This window comes from Comamonas antarctica, from assembly GCF_013363755.1.
GTDB lineage: Bacteria > Pseudomonadota > Gammaproteobacteria > Burkholderiales > Burkholderiaceae_C > Comamonas > Comamonas antarctica.
In genome coordinates, this window is the sequence record NZ_CP054840.1 from 4,134,875 (window position 1) to 4,151,092 (window position 16,218).

The 16,218-nt window shown below is 66.7% G+C and carries 9 protein-coding genes; 3 read left to right on the forward strand and 6 right to left on the reverse strand.

Translation table 11 applies throughout. The features are described from left to right. Positions 1-29: 29 nt before the first annotated feature. From HUK68_RS19185 to prpR, 6 genes are all read right to left on the reverse strand, one after another. Positions 30-1,445 (reverse strand): mannose-1-phosphate guanylyltransferase/mannose-6-phosphate isomerase, encoded by a 1,416-nt coding sequence (locus tag HUK68_RS19185; RefSeq protein ID WP_175505904.1) that lies wholly within the window; start codon positions 1,443-1,445, stop codon positions 30-32. 534 nt (positions 1,446-1,979) lie between these two features. Further along, positions 1,980-2,960 carry an XdhC family protein gene (locus tag HUK68_RS19190; RefSeq protein WP_175505647.1) on the reverse strand — a complete coding sequence of 327 codons (981 nt, stop codon included), beginning with the start codon at positions 2,958-2,960 and terminating at the stop codon, positions 1,980-1,982. Positions 2,961-3,208: 248 nt separating this feature from the next. Beyond that, positions 3,209-4,528 (reverse strand): cytochrome c, encoded by a 1,320-nt coding sequence (locus HUK68_RS19195; protein WP_175505648.1) that lies wholly within the window; start codon positions 4,526-4,528, stop codon positions 3,209-3,211. Between the two features lie 15 nt (positions 4,529-4,543). Next, positions 4,544-6,868 (reverse strand): xanthine dehydrogenase family protein molybdopterin-binding subunit, encoded by a 2,325-nt coding sequence (locus HUK68_RS19200; RefSeq protein WP_175505649.1) that lies wholly within the window; start codon positions 6,866-6,868, stop codon positions 4,544-4,546. Next, the gene (locus HUK68_RS19205) at positions 6,868-7,512 is read right to left on the reverse strand and encodes a (2Fe-2S)-binding protein (protein WP_175505650.1); all 645 of its coding nucleotides are present in this window, start codon (positions 7,510-7,512) and stop codon (positions 6,868-6,870) included. The genes HUK68_RS19200 and HUK68_RS19205 overlap by 1 nt, the downstream gene beginning before the upstream one ends. Positions 7,513-7,904: 392 nt before the next feature. Then, positions 7,905-9,833, reverse strand: a complete 1,929-nt coding sequence (gene prpR / locus HUK68_RS19210) for a propionate catabolism operon regulatory protein PrpR (protein ID WP_175505651.1) — start codon at positions 9,831-9,833, stop codon at positions 7,905-7,907. A gap of 163 nt (positions 9,834-9,996) precedes the next feature. Between prpR and HUK68_RS19215 the strand changes: the two genes are divergently transcribed. The 3 genes from HUK68_RS19215 (at position 9,997) to HUK68_RS19225 (ending at position 15,956) form a co-directional block, all read left to right on the forward strand. Then, entirely contained in the window at positions 9,997-10,974 is a 978-nt protein-coding gene (locus HUK68_RS19215) for a Bug family tripartite tricarboxylate transporter substrate binding protein (RefSeq protein ID WP_175505652.1), read from the forward strand. A 23-nt stretch (positions 10,975-10,997) separates the two neighbouring features. After that, complete coding sequence (locus HUK68_RS19220; protein WP_175505905.1) at positions 10,998-12,008, forward strand: quinone oxidoreductase family protein; 1,011 nt, start codon at positions 10,998-11,000, stop codon at positions 12,006-12,008. A 222-nt stretch (positions 12,009-12,230) separates the two neighbouring features. After that, entirely contained in the window at positions 12,231-15,956 is a 3,726-nt protein-coding gene (locus HUK68_RS19225) for a chemotaxis protein CheB (RefSeq protein WP_175505653.1), read from the forward strand. Positions 15,957-16,218 lie beyond the last annotated feature (262 nt).

A 16,218-nucleotide genomic window follows, 5' to 3' on the forward strand; every position in this document is an offset into this window, starting at 1 on the left:
AGCCCGGCCAAGGCCGGGAATCAGAGATATTAGACCCGACCGTATACGTCCTGAAAGCGCACGATGTCGTCCTCGCCCAGGTACTGGCCGCTTTGCACCTCGATCATCACCAGATCGAGTACACCCGGGTTTTCCAGCCGGTGCATGTGGCCGGCGGGGATGTAGGTGGACTCATTGGTACGAACGAACAGCTCCATGTCGCCGTTGACCACTTTAGCCATGCCGCTGACGACAATCCAGTGCTCGCTGCGGTGGTGGTGCATTTGCAGCGACAGTGAGGCACCGGGTTTGACTTCGATGCGCTTGATCTTGTAGGCCGGATCTTCTTCGAGCACCGTGTAGGTGCCCCAGGGGCGGTGCACCGTCAGATGGTGCTTGTGGGCCTCATGGTTTTGCGCCTTCAGTTCCTTGTACAGGTATTTGACTTCCTGCGAGCGGGATTTGTCGGCCACCAGCAGGGCATCCGGGGTGTCCACGATGACCAGGTTGTCCACACCCACGGCGCCCACCATGCGCTGGCCGCTCTGGATGTAGCAGTTGCTCACGTCATGCAGCAATGCCTTGCCCGAGATGCGGTTACCTTGTGCGTCTGCCGGCACCAGGTCGCCCAGGGCACTCCAGGAGCCGATATCGCTCCAACCGATGGTGCACGGCACCACTGCGATCTGGGACGACTGTTCCATGACGGCGTAATCGATCGAGTTGTCAGGAACCAGGGCAAAGCAGTCGGAATCAAGTTCAAGCCCGACCACGCCGTTGCCTTGCGACTTGCGCGATTCTTCGAGGCAGCGACGCGTGGCGGAGAGGATGTCCGGGCAATGCTGCTCCATGGCCTGGAGCATCGCGCCTGCCTGGAAGCAGAACATGCCCGAGTTCCAGAGGAAGCGGCCGGATTCGACATACTCGACAGCGGTTTCCAGCGACGGCTTTTCCACGAAGCGGCGCACTTCGTTGCCTTCGGCTTCGATGTAGCCATAGCCGGTTTCAGGCGCTTCGGGCTGAATGCCGAAAGTGACCAGGCGGCCTTGCTGCGCCAGTGCCGTGGCCTGGGCGACGGCGGTGGCAAACGCTTGCTGGTCTGCGATCAGATGGTCAGCGGCGAGCACCAGCAGCATGGCGTCTTCACCGTGTGTCTCGACCACGTGCATTGCCGCGGCAGCAATGGCCGCAGCGGTGTTGCGTCCGAATGGCTCGAGGATGTATGAAGTCTTCAGCTGCGCTTCGTTGACTTCGCGGTATTCGTCCTGGGTCTTGAAGAACAGCTCGCGGTTGGTGACGGTCAGTACTTCTTCGACTTCCGGCAGCACGGCTCCCCGAATGAATGCCTTCTGCAGCAGGCTTTGACCATCGGCCAGGCGGATGAACGGCTTGGGATGCAGTTCGCGCGAAACCGGCCAGAGACGCGAACCGGCGCCACCACAGAGAATTGTCGGGATGAGTTTCATTGAGAGAGCTTGCATTGTCGTTTTCATATTCGTGCAATTACGATGCATGAAACCGATGTTGAATTGGGGGCAGTACCCGGCAAGAGAACTGTCAGCACCTGGAGCTTGGGAGCCGTAGCATCATAGTAGGGACTAACCCGAGCAGTTGCATACCGCACCTGCCAAAGGGGTTCATATTTTCCCATAAGTTGTAACGCGCTATAGCTGCCTGCGATGGCTCGTGATGCTGCGGTTTATTGGCCGTTCTGTATGTAGGCGCAGAGCTTTTTCGTAAATCTATGGGCTGCAGATTTCGATAGTTTAGAAATCTGTGTTTCTGTTTGAGGCGGGGTAATGCGTTTGCTTACTTTGTCCGGGGGTGACGGCCGATCAATGCGCTCGGCCATGCGGTTGCCGGGAATGTCAATGGCTTGAGAACTGGCCGTTCATCTTTCGACAGGATGCCCTGCGCCAGGCTCAGGACGAACGGGTCTTAACCGTTGCCCTTTGTCCAAAAGATTAGCAAAGGTCGAACCGGAGCCCCAGAGTACTCCCTCAGTGGCTCGTCTCCAGATTCCCATTCTTCTGCGCGATGACCTGCGCCATGATGCTGACCGCGATTTCCGCGGGCGTCTTGCTGCCGATCGACAGCCCTGCAGGAGAGTGCAGCCGGTCCAGGGTCTCGGTGGGCACGTCGAAATGTTCCTGCATGCGCTCGCGGCGGCTTTGGGCGTTGCGGCGGGAGCCTATGGCGCCGACGTAGAAGGCGGGGCTCTGCATGGCTTCGAGCAGGGCCAGATCGTCGAGCTTGGGGTCGTGGCTGAGGGCGATGACGCAGCTGCGCAGGTCGGGGCGGAAGGCGGTGACGGCGTCGTCGGGCATTTCGGCGGTGCGTTGCACGCCCTGGATCTGCAGCGAGGCCATGTATTCCGCGCGCGGGTCGCAGATGGTGACGACGAAGCCGTTGAAGATGGCCATCGTTGCCAGGTACTCGCTCAGGGTGCCGGCGCCGATCAGCAGCATGCGGTAGCCGGGGCCGAGCACGTTGTGCAGGAAATGTGCGTCGATGTCGAGGGCCTGCGGCGTGTCGGTCTGGCTGAGCGTGGTGCCGCCCGTGCCGAGGTCGACGCTGCGGCGCACCAGGGCGCCTGACAGCAGCTGTTCGATCAGCTGCTGCAGCTGGCCTGCTTCGGGATCGAACTCCAGCGCCAGTTCCAGCGTACCGCCACAGGGCAGGCCGAAGCGGTGCGCTTCGTCGGCGGTGACGCCATAGGTGACGCGCCGCGGCGGCTGGGCCCAGCCAAGGGCGTGGTCCATCTGCTCGCCCAGACGGGTGTAGCGCTGCAGCAGGTCGTCCTCGATGCAGCCGCCCGATACCGAGCCCACGGTCTGGCCGCTCTCGCACAGCGCCATCATCGCGCCTATGGGGCGGGGCGACGAGCCCCAGGTGCGCACGACCGTGGCGAGCACGGCATGCAGGCCTTGGGCGCGCCAGCGGTGGAGTTGTTGGAGGACGGTGAGGTCGATGTGGTTCATGGGGGGGGGGGCTTGCTTGAGGAGGGGCCGTCATCCTTCGACAGGCTCAGGACGAACGGTTACTACCGTCATCCTTCGGGGTCGCCCAGACGGGTCGCTTAGACGGGGTTGCCTATACCGGGCCGCGCAAGATCAGTAGGAACAGTTACTACCATGGTCCTTTAACGGCTCGGGACGAACGTTGGCCTCAGCGAAGTTTAGACCGGCCACCGCGCCGCCCTGACGCAGTGGCCTGTAAGACATGGCGCTCAGTGGTGGGCGTTGGCCGGGTCGGTTTCGGCGCGGAGCTTGGCGACGGTCTGCTTCAGGTCGGCCCACTCGGGCAGGCCGTACTGGCTGCGCAGGGTGTTGAGCAGCTCGGCGATCTGCGTGTCGCTCATCGCATGGCGGAACGAGGGCATGGTGCCCAGGTCGGCGTGGGCCGGGGCCTGGATGCCTTCGAGCACGGCGCGCACGGCGTTGTTGGGCGACTGCGCGTGCATGTTGGTGTTGAGCGCGAGCTGCGGGCGGCTGCCGAAGCTCGATGCGGCCAGCTGGCCCTGCGGGTCGCTGCTGTGGCAGCTCATGCAGGCGCCCTGGTACAGGCGCAGGCCCTGGGCGTCGGCCGGCACGGCCTGCGCGGTGTCGGCCTTGCGCACCAGCGCCTGGGCATCGACGGGCTCGGCGGTGGCGTTCTTGTGCGACAGGATGTAGCTGGTCAGCGCCTGCAGGTCCTCTTCGGGCAGATGGGCCAGGCCGTGGGCCACGGGGGCCATCGGGCCGGCGGCCACGCCGTGGCGTTCCGACACGCCGGTGCGGAAGTATTGCAGCAGGTCTTCCGACGTCCAGGGCACGGGCGCGGCCGTGGCCGAGGTCAGCGCGGGGGCGTCCCAGCCTTCGGCCGAGCCGCCGGCGAAGTGGAAGCTGCCCTTCTTCTCGCCCGCGAACGCGTCGCGCGGCGAGTGGCAGGCGCTGCAGTGGCCCAGGCCTTCGGCGATGTAGGCGCCGCGGTTCCATTCAGGCGTCTGGCTCGCGATGTCGGCCACCGGGCCGGGCGTGAGGTTCATCCAGTTCCACACGGCGATGCCGCGGCGGATGTTGAACGGAAAGCCCAGCGCGGTTTCCGGGTTGTGGCTTTTGACGGCCGGCTGCGTCATCAGGTACGCATAGATGTCATGCATGTCCGTATCCGTCACGCGCGTGAACGCGGTGTACGGAAACGCGGGATACAGGTGGCGGCCTTCGCGGTCGATGCCGTGGCGCATGGCGCGCTCGAAGGCTTCGTAGCTCCAGCGGCCGATGCCGGTTTCCGGGTCGGGCGTGATGTTGGTCGAGTAGATGGTGCCGAACGGGCTGGGCATGGGGAAGCCGCCCGCGTTCTCGGCGCCGCCCTTGGCGGTGTGGCACACGGCGCAGTCGCCCATGGCCACCAGCGTCTTGCCGTTGGCGATCTGCTGGGCGGAGAAGTCCTGCACGGCAATGCCGGACTGCGGCGCGATCTCGCCGTGCTGCGTCGCGGCGAGGAAGCCGGCGCCCAGAATGGCTGCCAGGCCCACGCCGCCAATGATGATTTTCTTCACGAGGTTCATGTTCTTGTCGGGGGCTTATTGGGCTTTGGCTTTGGCTTCGGCCTGGCGCAGCGCGGCCAGCACGCGGCTCGGGGTGAATGGCACTTCGGTGAGGCGCACGCCAGTGGCGTCGAAGATGGCGTTGGCGATGGCGGCGGCGCTGGGCACCGACGCCGATTCGCCCGCGCCCATGGGCGCTTCATGCGGCCGCTCGAGCAACTCGATCTGCACTTCGGGCAGTTCGTCGAAACGCAGCAGCGGATAGCCGCCCCAGTCGAGCGAGGTGGTGCCGCTGGCGTCGAAGGTCACGAACTCCTTGAGCGCGCGGCTGGTCGACTGGATGATGTTGCCGTGCACCTGGTGGCGCACGCCGGCCGGGTTGACCATGGCGCCGCAGTCGTGGGTGCAGAACACCTTGTCGACCTTGACCTCGCCGGTCTCGCGGTTCACGGAGACGTCGCAGACCCAGGCGGCCCAGGCCGCGCCAAAGCCCGGGAACTTGCTGTGGAAGTAGCGCGCATAGGCAAAGCCGCGGCCCTTGGCGATCTTCTCGCCCGCGGGCGTGGGCGTACGGTGCGCCACGCCGTCTTGCCACTGGCTCAGGCGGTGCGCGGCCTGGATCACGCCGACGGCGCGCTCGTCCTTCATGTAGCGCAGGCGGTAGGCGATCGGGTCGGCCTTGGCGAGCCAGGCGGCTTCATCGATCCAGCATTCATGCGCCAGCACGTTGGGCAGCGCCGAGACGCCGCGCATCCACGAGGCGCGCACGATGGGCGCGGCATCGAGCGAGACCGCGCGCACTGCGGGGTAGTCGTACAGCGGAATCGATGTGCGGTCGCCCATCTGCAGCACCTTCTTCTCGTGCTTGACCTTGCCGGTCAGCACCAGGGCCAGCGTCGGCGAGAGGTTCGACGGGTAGCTGGTCTGCAGTTCATAGGCCACCACGTTGCCGGCATCGTCGAGGCCGCCGCGCAGCTTGATCAGCTGGCCCGTGCCCTTGGGCTCCCACGCCGATTCCTGCTCGCGCATCAGCTGCACGCGCACCGGCTGGCCCACGGCCTTGGCCAGCAGCAGCGCATCGGCGGCCACGTCGTCGGCGCAGTTGCGGCCGTAGCAGCCCGAGGCTTCCATGCGGTGCACGTTGACGAAGTCGGGGTGCAGGTCGATGAGCTTGCCCAGATCCTTGCGCAGGTCGTGCGGGTTCTGCGAACCCGACCAGACCTCGGCCTTGCCGTCCGCGAACAGCGCCACGGCGCACGAGGGGCCGATCGATGCGTGCAGGTGGTACGGCCAGACGTAATCCCGATCGATGGGCTGCGTGATCTTCTGGACCGCGTCCTTGTAGTTCTCGTCCTCGCGCAGCATGCGCGGTTCCTTGTCGAGCTTGTCGAGCGTGGCGTGCAGGCCCGCAAGGCTCAGGTCGGGCAGGCCGGCCCATTCCTTCCACTGCACCTTGAGCTGGCGCATGGCGGCAATGGCTTGCTCCTCGCGCTCGGCGACGATGCCGATGAAGTCGCCCTGCACGACCAGCTTGACGATGCCCGGCAGGTGCTTGATCGAGTTCTCGTCGACCGCCACCAGGCTGCTGCCCAGCGGCGCGGTGTGGTCGGCGCCGGCGTAGGGCGGACGCACCACGCGCGCGTGCAGCATGCCCGGCAGGCGCACGTCGTGCACATAGGTCAGCGCGCCCAGCACCTTGTTGGGAATGTCCACGCGGGCCACGGACTGGCCGATGTACTTGTGTTCCTTGCTCGAACGCAGCGGCATGTGCTGGTCGAGGTCGATGTGCAGGTCCTGGCCCGCGGCGAGTTCGCCATACGACAGGCGTTTGCCCGCGCCGATGACGAAGCCGTTGTCGGTGCGCAGTTGCGCGGCGGGCACCGACCAGCGCTCGGCCGCCAGGTTGATCAGCAGCTGGCGCACCTGGCGCGCGGCCTGGCGCATGGGCGTCGAGGTGTTCTGGATGGTGTCGCTGGCGATCGTCGGACCCAGGTCGGGCGTGCGCGTGGTGTGGCCCAGGATGATCTTCACGCGCGCGATGTCGGTCTCGATCTCGTCGGCGACGAGCTGGCCGATGGCCGTGCGCACGCCCGTGCCCAGGTCCACGTGGCCGTTGAAGCCGATCACGTCGCCGTTGGCGCTGATCGCAATGAAGCTGTCGACCAGCGTGCCGGCCGGCACCGGGAACGGGCCTTGCGCGGGCGCCGGCGGATGCAGCACCGGGCCGGTGCCGGCCAGGATGGCCAGCGGGCCGGTGGCGGCGGCGCTGACCATGATCAGGCCGCCGGTCTTGAGCAGCTGGCGGCGCGTCAGTTGCACGGTGCCGCGCAGGTCGTCGCGCGAATTCTTGAATCCAAACATCACACCAGCTCCTTCGAACATGCGGCTTCGCCATGCGTTGCGCAGGCGCCTTGCACCACGGCGACGGCACTGTGCACGCCGCGGCCCTGGGCGATCAGATCGCGCGCCTTGCGGGCGGCGTCGAGGATCTCGAGGTGGGTGCCGCAGCGGCACAGGTGGTAGGCGAGCTGCTTTTTGATCTCCTCATCGCTGGCCTGCGGGCGCTTGTCGAACAGCGCCACCAGCGCCATGACCATGCCGTTGACGCAGTAGCCGCACTGCGCGGCCTGGGTGTCGATGAAGGCCTGCTGCACCGGGTGCAGGTGCACGGGCTGCGCGGCGGGGGCGGCGCCAGCCTGCAGCGCGTTGTCGCGCAGGCCCTGGAACAGCGGGTCCTGCGCGAGTTCGGCCTGCGCCTGGCGCGTGGCCTCGGGCGACAGGCCTTCGAGCGTGGTGACCTCCTTGCCATCGACCACGGACAGCGGAATGGAGCAGGAGCGCGCGACCTTGCCGTCGATCAGCACCGCGCAGGCACCGCACTGGCCCAGGCCGCAGCCGTACTTGGGACCGTTGAGCTGCATGTCATTGCGCAGGACATACAGCAAGGGGGTATCGGCGGCGGCCTTGTCGGCGTCCACCGTATTGCCGTTGAGTTTGAATTTCATCGTGTGTTATGTCGTTCGCGCGTGGCGCGCGGTTGTTCTTGATGAGCGCAAAACGCAGTCGAGAGGTCAGTGCCGGTTGTTTCGGGTCCTGTGGCGCAATGCAAAAAACGGCAATGGATCAGCGCAGGGCCGATGGCTTGCCGGATGGGATGCAGCGGGGAAAGGGCGCCCTGGCGCATTCCGCTCGGGAATGTGAGGACTGCAGAAAAGGAGCTGCGTGACGGGCAGCCCCGGAAAACAGGTACGGAATCAAGCCCGGATGCTAGTGGCTTTCGCACGCTGTGGCGGAGGCTGCGGCCAAACCCGACCCCGGTCTTGGGTGTTATAGAAGACCGGCTGCGGCCGCAGGGCGGCAGGAGTACTCGCGCGGGGCCGGGCGCCCGCCTTGCACATCAGTGGCCGGCCTGGCCCTTGAGCCGTCGCCAGAGGGTGGTGCGGCTGATGCCCAGGGCTTTTGCCGCCGCACCCTGGTCGCCGCCGCAGTCCGCGAGCACCTGCTGGATATGGCGCTGCTCATGCAGGCTGCGCCCAGCCGCCAGCGAGGCCGCAGGCGCGGAGTCCGGGAGCGCAGGATGGTCGATCAGCGCCAGCAGTTCGGCCAGATCGGGCGTGCCGGCCAGCTCCACGCAGCGCACCGCGACGCGCTGCGCGAAGTTGTGCAGCTCGCGTGCGTTGCCGGGCCAGCGGTGGCGCGCGACGACCGCAGGCAGCAGGCGCAGCACCGGCTGCATCGACTGCGCCAGGCCGATCTCGCGCATTGCGCTTTGCACCATCATGTCGGCCAGCAGCAGCAGGTCGGCGGGACGCTCGGCCAGCGGCGCCAGGTCGATGCGCAGCACCGCGATGCGAAAGTACAGGTCTTCGCGGAAGCTGCCCTGCTGCACCATGGCCGCGAGATCGCGGTGCGTCGCGGCGAGGACGCGGATGTCGATCGGCACCGGCGCGCTGGCGCCCACGCGCGTGACCTCGCGCTCCTGCAGCACGCGCAGCAGCCGCGTCTGCAGCGCAAACGGCAGCTCGCCAATTTCGTCGAGAAACACCGTGCCGCGGTGCGCGGCTTCGAACAGCCCGGCCTTGCCTTCGCGGCGCGCGCCGGTGAAGGCGCCATCCTCATAGCCGAACAGCTCGCTCTCGAGCAGGCTCTCGGTGAGGGCGCCGCAGTTCACCGCCACGAAGCGCTGGCCGCGGCGCCGGCTGGCGCTGTGGATGCCCTGCGCAATCAGCTCCTTGCCCACACCGGTGGGCCCGGTGATCAGCACCGGTGCTTCGGTGAGCGCGGCCACGGTTTCGCAGCGCCGCACCACGGCCTGCATCTGGGCCGAGGCCTGCACCACATGCGCCAGCGTGTAGCGCGCGGGCTGGCTGCGCTCGCGCTCGTGCGCGCGCAGCTTGCGAAAGGCCTGTTCGACATGGCTTGCGCGCTCGAGCGTGAAGACCGCGCCATGCGGACGCCCGCTCTCCATGATCGGCTGGCCCTGCACCAGCACCTTGCGCTGCGCCCATTCATGCACGCGCGCCACGCGGTCCTGCACGGCGCGTGCATCGAGCGCGGGCAGCAGGTGCTGCAGCGGCTGGCCCACGGCCGCGGTCAGCGCCACGCCGGTCAGCGCATCGGCCGCGGGGTTGGCGGCCAGCACCTGGCCCTGCGCATCGGTGGCCACCACGCCGCTGTCGAGATGGCGCAGCACGGCGGCCAGGCGCTCGCGCTCCGAGCGTTCGGCGCGCCGCGACAGCACCAGCTGCAGCGCCTCTTCCATGGCCGCGGCAATCGAGTCGCGCGAGTACAGCAGCACGCCGCGCAGGCCGCGCAACTGCGCCGCGCGCACCGCCACGCCCGGGCCGACGATGGCCGTGACCCCGCTGGCCGCGAGCTGCTCGACCAGCGCGTGCGCATGGGCTTCGGATTCGTAGGCATGCAGCTGCACCGGCAGATCGAACTGGCGCAGAAAGCGCGCCACGTCGTCGGGAATCTCGCGGAAGAACACCAGTGCGATGTCGCCCTGCGCGGCGCGCGCGGTGGCCAGCGCCGCCATGATGTCGAAGCCGCCGACGCGCACCGTGACCAGCGGCACCTCGATGCGGCTGCGCAGGTAGCTGGCGTTGGAGCCGGCGCTGACGACCACTTCGACGCCTTGCTGCGCGACGGCTTTTCTGACCAGTTCCACGCCGCGCTCCAGATTGCCGCGCTCGACATGGATCTGCGCACGGCCCTGGAACTGCGGCGTGACGGACAGCGCCACCTCGGCCAGCTCGTAGGCGCTGACGATCAGCAGGCGCGGCAGGTCGGCGGCCGCGGGCAGGGGGGGCGATATCGAGGGCATGGACGATGGTAGCAAGCTTGAAACGAGATCGGTTTCAGTTTTGCAATCCGAGCCGTTTCAGTTCCGTAGGATTCCAAGGAAATCAAGGGCTTGCAGCGAACGCACAGACTGGCACGGCGCTTGCGGGGGAGCCGGTGTCACCTTTCACAACGAGTACAAGATCATGAGACGTAGAACCTTGATTCAGGTGGGGGCCTGGAGTGCGGCGCAGGGCCTGTGGAGCGTGGCCCGGGCGCAGGAGAGCTTTCCCAACAAGCCCATCACCATCATCGTGGCGTTCACCGCGGGCGGCAGCGCCGACCAGCGCGCGCGCCAGATCGGCAAGTTCATGAGCGCCGATCTGGGCCAGTCGGTGATCGTCGAGAACCGCCCCGGCGCGGGCGGCAACATCGGCACGCTGGCGATTGCGCGTTCCAAGCCCGACGGCTACACGCTGGGCATCGGCAACATGGCGCCGATGGCGGTGAATCCCTCGCTGTACAAGAAGTCCGGCTTCGACCCGCTCAAGGAGTTGAGCATGATTGCGCTGCTCGAGCGCGGCCCGCTGATGCTGGTGGTGAAGTCCGACTCGCCGCTGCGCTCGGTGGCCGACGTGATTGCCGCCACCAAGACCAAGCCCGGCGGCCTGTCGTTCGGCTCCAGCGGCCCGGGCGGCGCGCACCACCTGTCGGGCGAGCTGTTCAAGTCCATGACCGATACCGAGATGACCCACATCCCCTACAAGGGCGGGGCGGCGGCGGTGGTCGATCTGATCGGCGGCCAGCTGGATTTCATGTTCGAGCCGATGTACTCGGCCGTGCCCTCGGTGCAGGCCGGCCGGATGCGCGCGCTGGCCATCACCAGCACCGGCCGCTCGCCGATGATGCCGGACGTGCCCACCATGGCCGAGTCCGGCGTGCCCGGGTTCGAGATGGAGAACTGGCAGGGACTGATCGGCCCGGCGGGGATTCCCGCCAATATCGTGCGCCAGATCAACGCCAGCGTGAACAAGGCGCTGGCCGACCCGTCGATCAAGGCGCAGATGCTGAGCCAGGGCAATGTGATCGGTGGCGGCACGCCCCAGCAGTTCGAGGCGCTGGTGCGCAGCGAAACCGCGAAGTGGGCGGAAGTCGTGCGGCACAACAAGATCGCCGTGCAATGACCGCCACCCCCATGCCCCGCACCATGCGCGCCATCACCATCGACCGCTACGGCGGTCCCGAGGTGGCGCAACTGCGCAGCGATGTGCCCGTGCCCGCGCCTGCGCCGGGCGAGGTGCTGGTGCAGGTCGTCTGCGCGGGCGTGAACTTCATGGATGTCCACACGCGCCAGGGCAAGTACCGCGACTCGCGCACCTATCCGCCGCGCGCGCCCTGCACGCTGGGCATGGAGGGCGCGGGCGTGGTGCTGGCGCTGGGCGAAGGCGTGACGCATCTGGCCGTGGGCGACCGCGTGGCCTGGTGCATTGCGTGGGGCAGCTATGCGCAGTACGCCTGCGTGCCGGCCTGGCAGGCGGCGCGCATCCCCGAAGCCATCGGCTTCGACCTGGCGGCCGCGGCGATGTTCCAGGGCTGCACCGCGCATTACCTGGTGCACGACGTCGCACGGCTGGCGCCGGGCCACAGCTGCCTGGTGCATGCGGGCTCGGGCAGCATCGGCCAGTTGCTGATCCAGACGGCCAAGCGGCTCGGCGCCACGGTGTTTGCCACCGCCAGCACGCCGCACAAACGCGCAGTGGCTGCGCAGCGCGGTGCCGATCGGACGCTGGCCTATGAGGGCTTTGCCGACGCGGTGCGCGCGGCCACGGGCGGACGCGGCGTCGACGTGGTGTTCGATTCGCTGGGCAAGGCCACGCTGCGCGAAAGCCTGCGCGCGGCGCGCACGCGCGGGCTGATCGTCAACTACGGCAATGTCTCCGGCTCGGTGTCCGATCTCGATCCCATCGAACTGGGCGAGGCCGGCTCGCTGCTGCTGACCCGACCGCGCCTGGCCGACCACATGACCGATGCCGCCACCATCCAGCGCCGCGCCGATGCGGTGTTCTGGGCCATTGCCGCCGGCCATCTGTCGGTCGACCTGGCCGAGCCCTGCACGCTCGATGACGTGCAACGCGTGCACGCCCGGATCGAGGCGCGCGCGCAGGTGGGCAAGAGCGTGGTGTGGATCGATGCGCGCGACGCGCTGGCCAGGGCCTGAAGCACGCACGCTGTGCCGCGGGACGGTGGAACGGGTGGTTGAGGCGGGCAGCCTGTCTGCAGACAGGGGCGATTGGACCTGCGTTAATATCCTTTGCCAACCACCGACGGGTGGCCTATCCACCAAGTCACCCGCAGCGTGGTGGCTTCATGAAGAACTCAATGGCACTGAGAAAATGCATTGAAAGGGCACTGACGTGCATGGGGTCCAGAAGGGCACGCCATGGCGCCAGCTGACCAGGAGGAAAGCGGCGGCGCCAGCCAGGGCCTGGTGCCGCTGGTCGGCATCGGCGCGTCCGCGGGCGGCCTCGAAGCCATCAGCCAGCTGTTCGAAGCGCTGACGCCCGATCTGGGTTTTGCCTACCTGATCGTCTCGCACATGGACCCGCGGCATGAGAGCCATCTTGCCGAGGTCCTGGCCAAGCGCACCACCGTGCCCATGTGCACCGGCCATGAGCAGCTCATTGAATCCGACCATGCGTATGTGATTCCCCCGGATACCGTAATGACGGTGGTGGGCAACCGCATCAAGCTGTCGGCGCGCTCGCATTCCGGCAGCCGCCATCTGCCCGTCGATGCCTTGTTCGAGTCCCTCGCACAGCAGCGCCCGGGCAAGGCCGTCGGCATCGTGCTGTCGGGCACCGGCAGCGACGGCGCCGAAGGGGTCAAGGAGATCAAGGAAGCGGCGGGGGTCACTCTGGCCCAGAATCCTGCCAGCGCGGCTTTTGACGGCATGCCGCAGTCCGCGATCCAGACCGGGTGCGTCGACCGCGTGCTGAATCCGCGTGACATGGCGGCGGAACTGGCCCGGATTGCGCGCCACCCGTACTTCGTCGACGACCACGATGACCAGGCACTGGCCAGCGCGGCGCCGGAGACGGCGCTGGAAAAGATCTTCGAGCTGCTCAACAACGTCTATCAGGCGGATTTCACCCAGTACAAGCCCAATACCCTGCAACGCCGGCTGCGCCGCCGCATGGCTTTGGTGGGCGAGACGAAGGTGTCCTCCTATCTCGAACTGCTGCAGGACAACCCGGTGGAACTGGCCGCGCTGTATGACGATTTCCTGATCCGCGTCACTTCGTTTTTCCGCGAGGAGGCGATCTACACCGCGTTGAAGCAGAACATCCTGCCGGTGCTGGTGCGCGACCGCAGCCATGCCAACCCGTTGCGCATCTGGGTGCCGGCCTGCGCCACCGGTGAAGAGGTCTATTCGCTGGCGATCTGCCTGCTGGAATTTCTCGGCGAACGCGCGCAGGACCTCACCATCCAGATCTTCGGCACCGACCTCAACGAGGGCGCCATCGAGCAGGCGCGTCAGGGGTCCTTCCCGGAAAGCATTGCCGACCGGGTCTCCACGGCGCGGCTGCAGCGCTTTTTCGTGCACGAGAACCGCCGCTACCGCGTGGCCAAGCATGTGCGCGAGCTGTGCGTGTTCGCGCGCCAGAACGTCGCGCGCGATCCACCGTTCTCGCGCATGGACCTGATCAGCTGCTGCAACCTGCTGATCTATCTCGACCCCGGACTGCAGCGCCGGGTGCTGCGCCATTTCCACTATGCGCTCAAGCCCGACGGTTTCCTGATCCTCGGGCCGGCCGAGAACGCTGACGAGGAAAGCCAGTATTTCAAGCGCTCCGACAATAACCAGCGCATGGTCTATCGCCGGGCGCTGCCGGCGCGCGGCTCGCTGGATGCGGTGCTGTTGGCGGATCCGGCCCGCAAGTCGGTGACGGCCAGCGAGATCGCTCAGCCGAGCTTTGTCGACAACAGCCAGGTCCAGCGCAAGGCCGACGGCATCCTGCTGTCACGCTTTGCGCCGGCCAGCATCCTGGTCGACGACCGGCTCAATATCGTGCAGTTCCGCGGCCAGACCAGCCCCTATCTGGAGCACGCGAGCGGCACCGCCAGCCTAAACCTGCATCGCGTCGCGCATCCGGGCATCCTGCTGCAGCTGGTACCCGCCATCAAGGAGGCGCAGCAATCGGGCGCGACCGTCTTCAAAAACGATCTGCGCATCGATACGCTGACCGGGCAGCGCGAAGGCACGCTCGAGGTCATACCGCTGCGCGAGCCGGCCACCAAGACCAGCTTCTGCCTGATCCTGTTCGACGCCAACAGCCGGGTGCCCAAGCCCGAAACGCGGCCCGAGATTCCGGTCTCCGAGAAGGATGCGCGCATTCGCCAGCTCGAAGAGGAGCTGGAGAGCATGCGCGATTACCTGCATGCCACCAACGAGGCCTATGAGGCCGCGCTGGAAGAGTCGCGTTCCGCGCAGGAGGAACTGCAGTCGGCCAACGAGGAATTCCTGAGCGGCAACGAGGAACTGGTCACGGCGCGCGAGGAGCTTCAGGCCAGCAATGAGGAACTGAAGACCGCCAACGAGGAGATGCTGAGCCGCAGCCGCGAACTGCAGGTGATCAACACCGAGCTGCTGCGTGCGCGCAAGGAAGCCGAATTCCACGCCAGCTACGCCGAATCGCTGATCGATACGGTGGCCCATCCGCTGCTCGTGCTGGACCAGGCGCTGTGCATCCACCGCGCCAACCATGCGTTCTACGACACCTTTCTCACCAACCCGGGAATGACGCTGAACCGGCGGTTGTTCGATCTGGGCGACGGGCAGTGGAACATCCCCGAACTGCGGCTGCTGCTGGACCGGGTACTCACGGCCAGCAACCCGGTCAACAACTTCCGCGTCCACCACGATTTCCCGGACATAGGGATGCGTTCGATGCTGGTGCATGCGCGCAAGGTGCCCGCGATGGACAACCGCTCGGCGCGGCTGCTGCTGGCGTTCGAGGATGCGACCATGGCCGAGGACCGGCTGGTGGCGGCGCGCGTGGACGACCATCGCAAGGACGAGTTCATCGCGGTGCTGGCACACGAGCTGCGCAATCCGCTGGCGCCGATCCGCACTTCGGTCGAGGTGATGACGCTGAAGCTCAAGGACGAAGGCATGCGAGCCCCGCTGGAGATGATCGATCGCCAGGTCACCACCATGACGCGGCTGATCGACGACCTGATGGACATCTCGCGCATCACGCGCGGGCAGCTGTCGCTGAGCCGCAAGCCCCTGTCCCTGGTCGAGCTGCTGAGGAATGTGGCAGTGGCCGTCACGCCCTTCATGGAGCAGCGCGGCCACCAGCTGGTGACGGTCCTGCCCGAAGGCGAGGTCATCATCGAGGGTGACGCGACCCGCATGGAGCAGGTGTTTGGCAACCTGCTGAACAACGCCGGCAAATACACCGACCGGGGTGGCCACGTGGAGCTGCGGCTGGCAGTGGAGGCAGGCGAAGCGGTGGTGACGGTGGTCGATGACGGCTCCGGCATCGCGCCGGACATCCTGCCGCACATCTTCGACCTGTTCCTGCAATCGGAGAGCACGCGTTCGCGCGCCGAAGGCGGCCTGGGCATAGGGCTGACGCTGGTCAAGCAGATCGTCGAGGGCCACGGGGGCAGCGTGACCGCTGCCAGCGCGGGCCCCCAGCGCGGCAGCAAATTCACCGTGCGCCTGCCGCTGATGCAACGCGTGCCGCTGGCGGAAATGGTGGAGGCAGGCCCTGTGGCCAACGCGGCGGTCAAGGCGCACCGGGTGCTGGTGGTGGACGACAACGTCGATGCCGCCAATGGCATTGCCGAATTGCTGCGCATGTGGGGCCATGAAGTGGCGCTGGCCTATGAAGGCTACGCGGGGCTGGAGATGGCGCGCACCTTCCATCCTGACGTCGCACTGCTGGATATCGGACTGCCGACGATGACTGGATACGAGCTGGCCAGAAAACTGCGCAAAGCCAGCGCCGGGGGCCTGTTCCTGATTGCCGTCACGGGCTATGGCCAGCCCCGCGATGTGAGCGCCGCCAAGGAAGCGGGGTTCGATCTGCATGTGGTCAAGCCCCTGGATGTGGGGCAACTCGAAAGCCTGCTGGCTTCGCTCGACCTGAAGCACTAGCCCGGGTCCAGGCGCGTCCTGAAGCGCCACCGCAAAACGCCGGCTCGCATGCCGGCGTTTTGCCTTTGTGCCCCACCGCACGCAATGCCTGGCCGGTGTTTGCCTCATCTGCGTGCAGGCTGATCGCAAATGGTGCGCGCTCCTCCTGCGCTGTGTTCGCCAGAGGCAAAGGTGTGGAAAAAAGCCGCTGGAAATGCTGGCACGCAGCTTGCTTGAGAAGCTTCGACTGCCTTGTGTACAAGCGAGTATTCAAGCGCAGCGC

Excerpts from the sequence above, each read along its gene's own strand:
- HUK68_RS19185 (WP_175505904.1), bottom strand. The coding sequence starts at position 1,445 with ATGAAACTCATCCCGACAATTCTCTGTGGTGGCGCCGGTTCGCGTCTC.
- HUK68_RS19190 (WP_175505647.1), bottom strand. The coding sequence starts at position 2,960 with ATGAACCACATCGACCTCACCGTCCTCCAACAACTCCACCGCTGGCGC.
- HUK68_RS19195 (WP_175505648.1), bottom strand. The coding sequence starts at position 4,528 with ATGAACCTCGTGAAGAAAATCATCATTGGCGGCGTGGGCCTGGCAGCC.
- HUK68_RS19200 (WP_175505649.1), bottom strand. The coding sequence starts at position 6,868 with ATGTTTGGATTCAAGAATTCGCGCGACGACCTGCGCGGCACCGTGCAA.
- HUK68_RS19205 (WP_175505650.1), bottom strand. The coding sequence starts at position 7,512 with ATGAAATTCAAACTCAACGGCAATACGGTGGACGCCGACAAGGCCGCC.
- prpR (WP_175505651.1), bottom strand. The coding sequence starts at position 9,833 with ATGCCCTCGATATCGCCCCCCCTGCCCGCGGCCGCCGACCTGCCGCGC.
- HUK68_RS19215 (WP_175505652.1), top strand. The coding sequence starts at position 9,997 with ATGAGACGTAGAACCTTGATTCAGGTGGGGGCCTGGAGTGCGGCGCAG.
- HUK68_RS19220 (WP_175505905.1), top strand. The coding sequence starts at position 10,998 with ATGCGCGCCATCACCATCGACCGCTACGGCGGTCCCGAGGTGGCGCAA.
- HUK68_RS19225 (WP_175505653.1), top strand. The coding sequence starts at position 12,231 with ATGGCGCCAGCTGACCAGGAGGAAAGCGGCGGCGCCAGCCAGGGCCTG.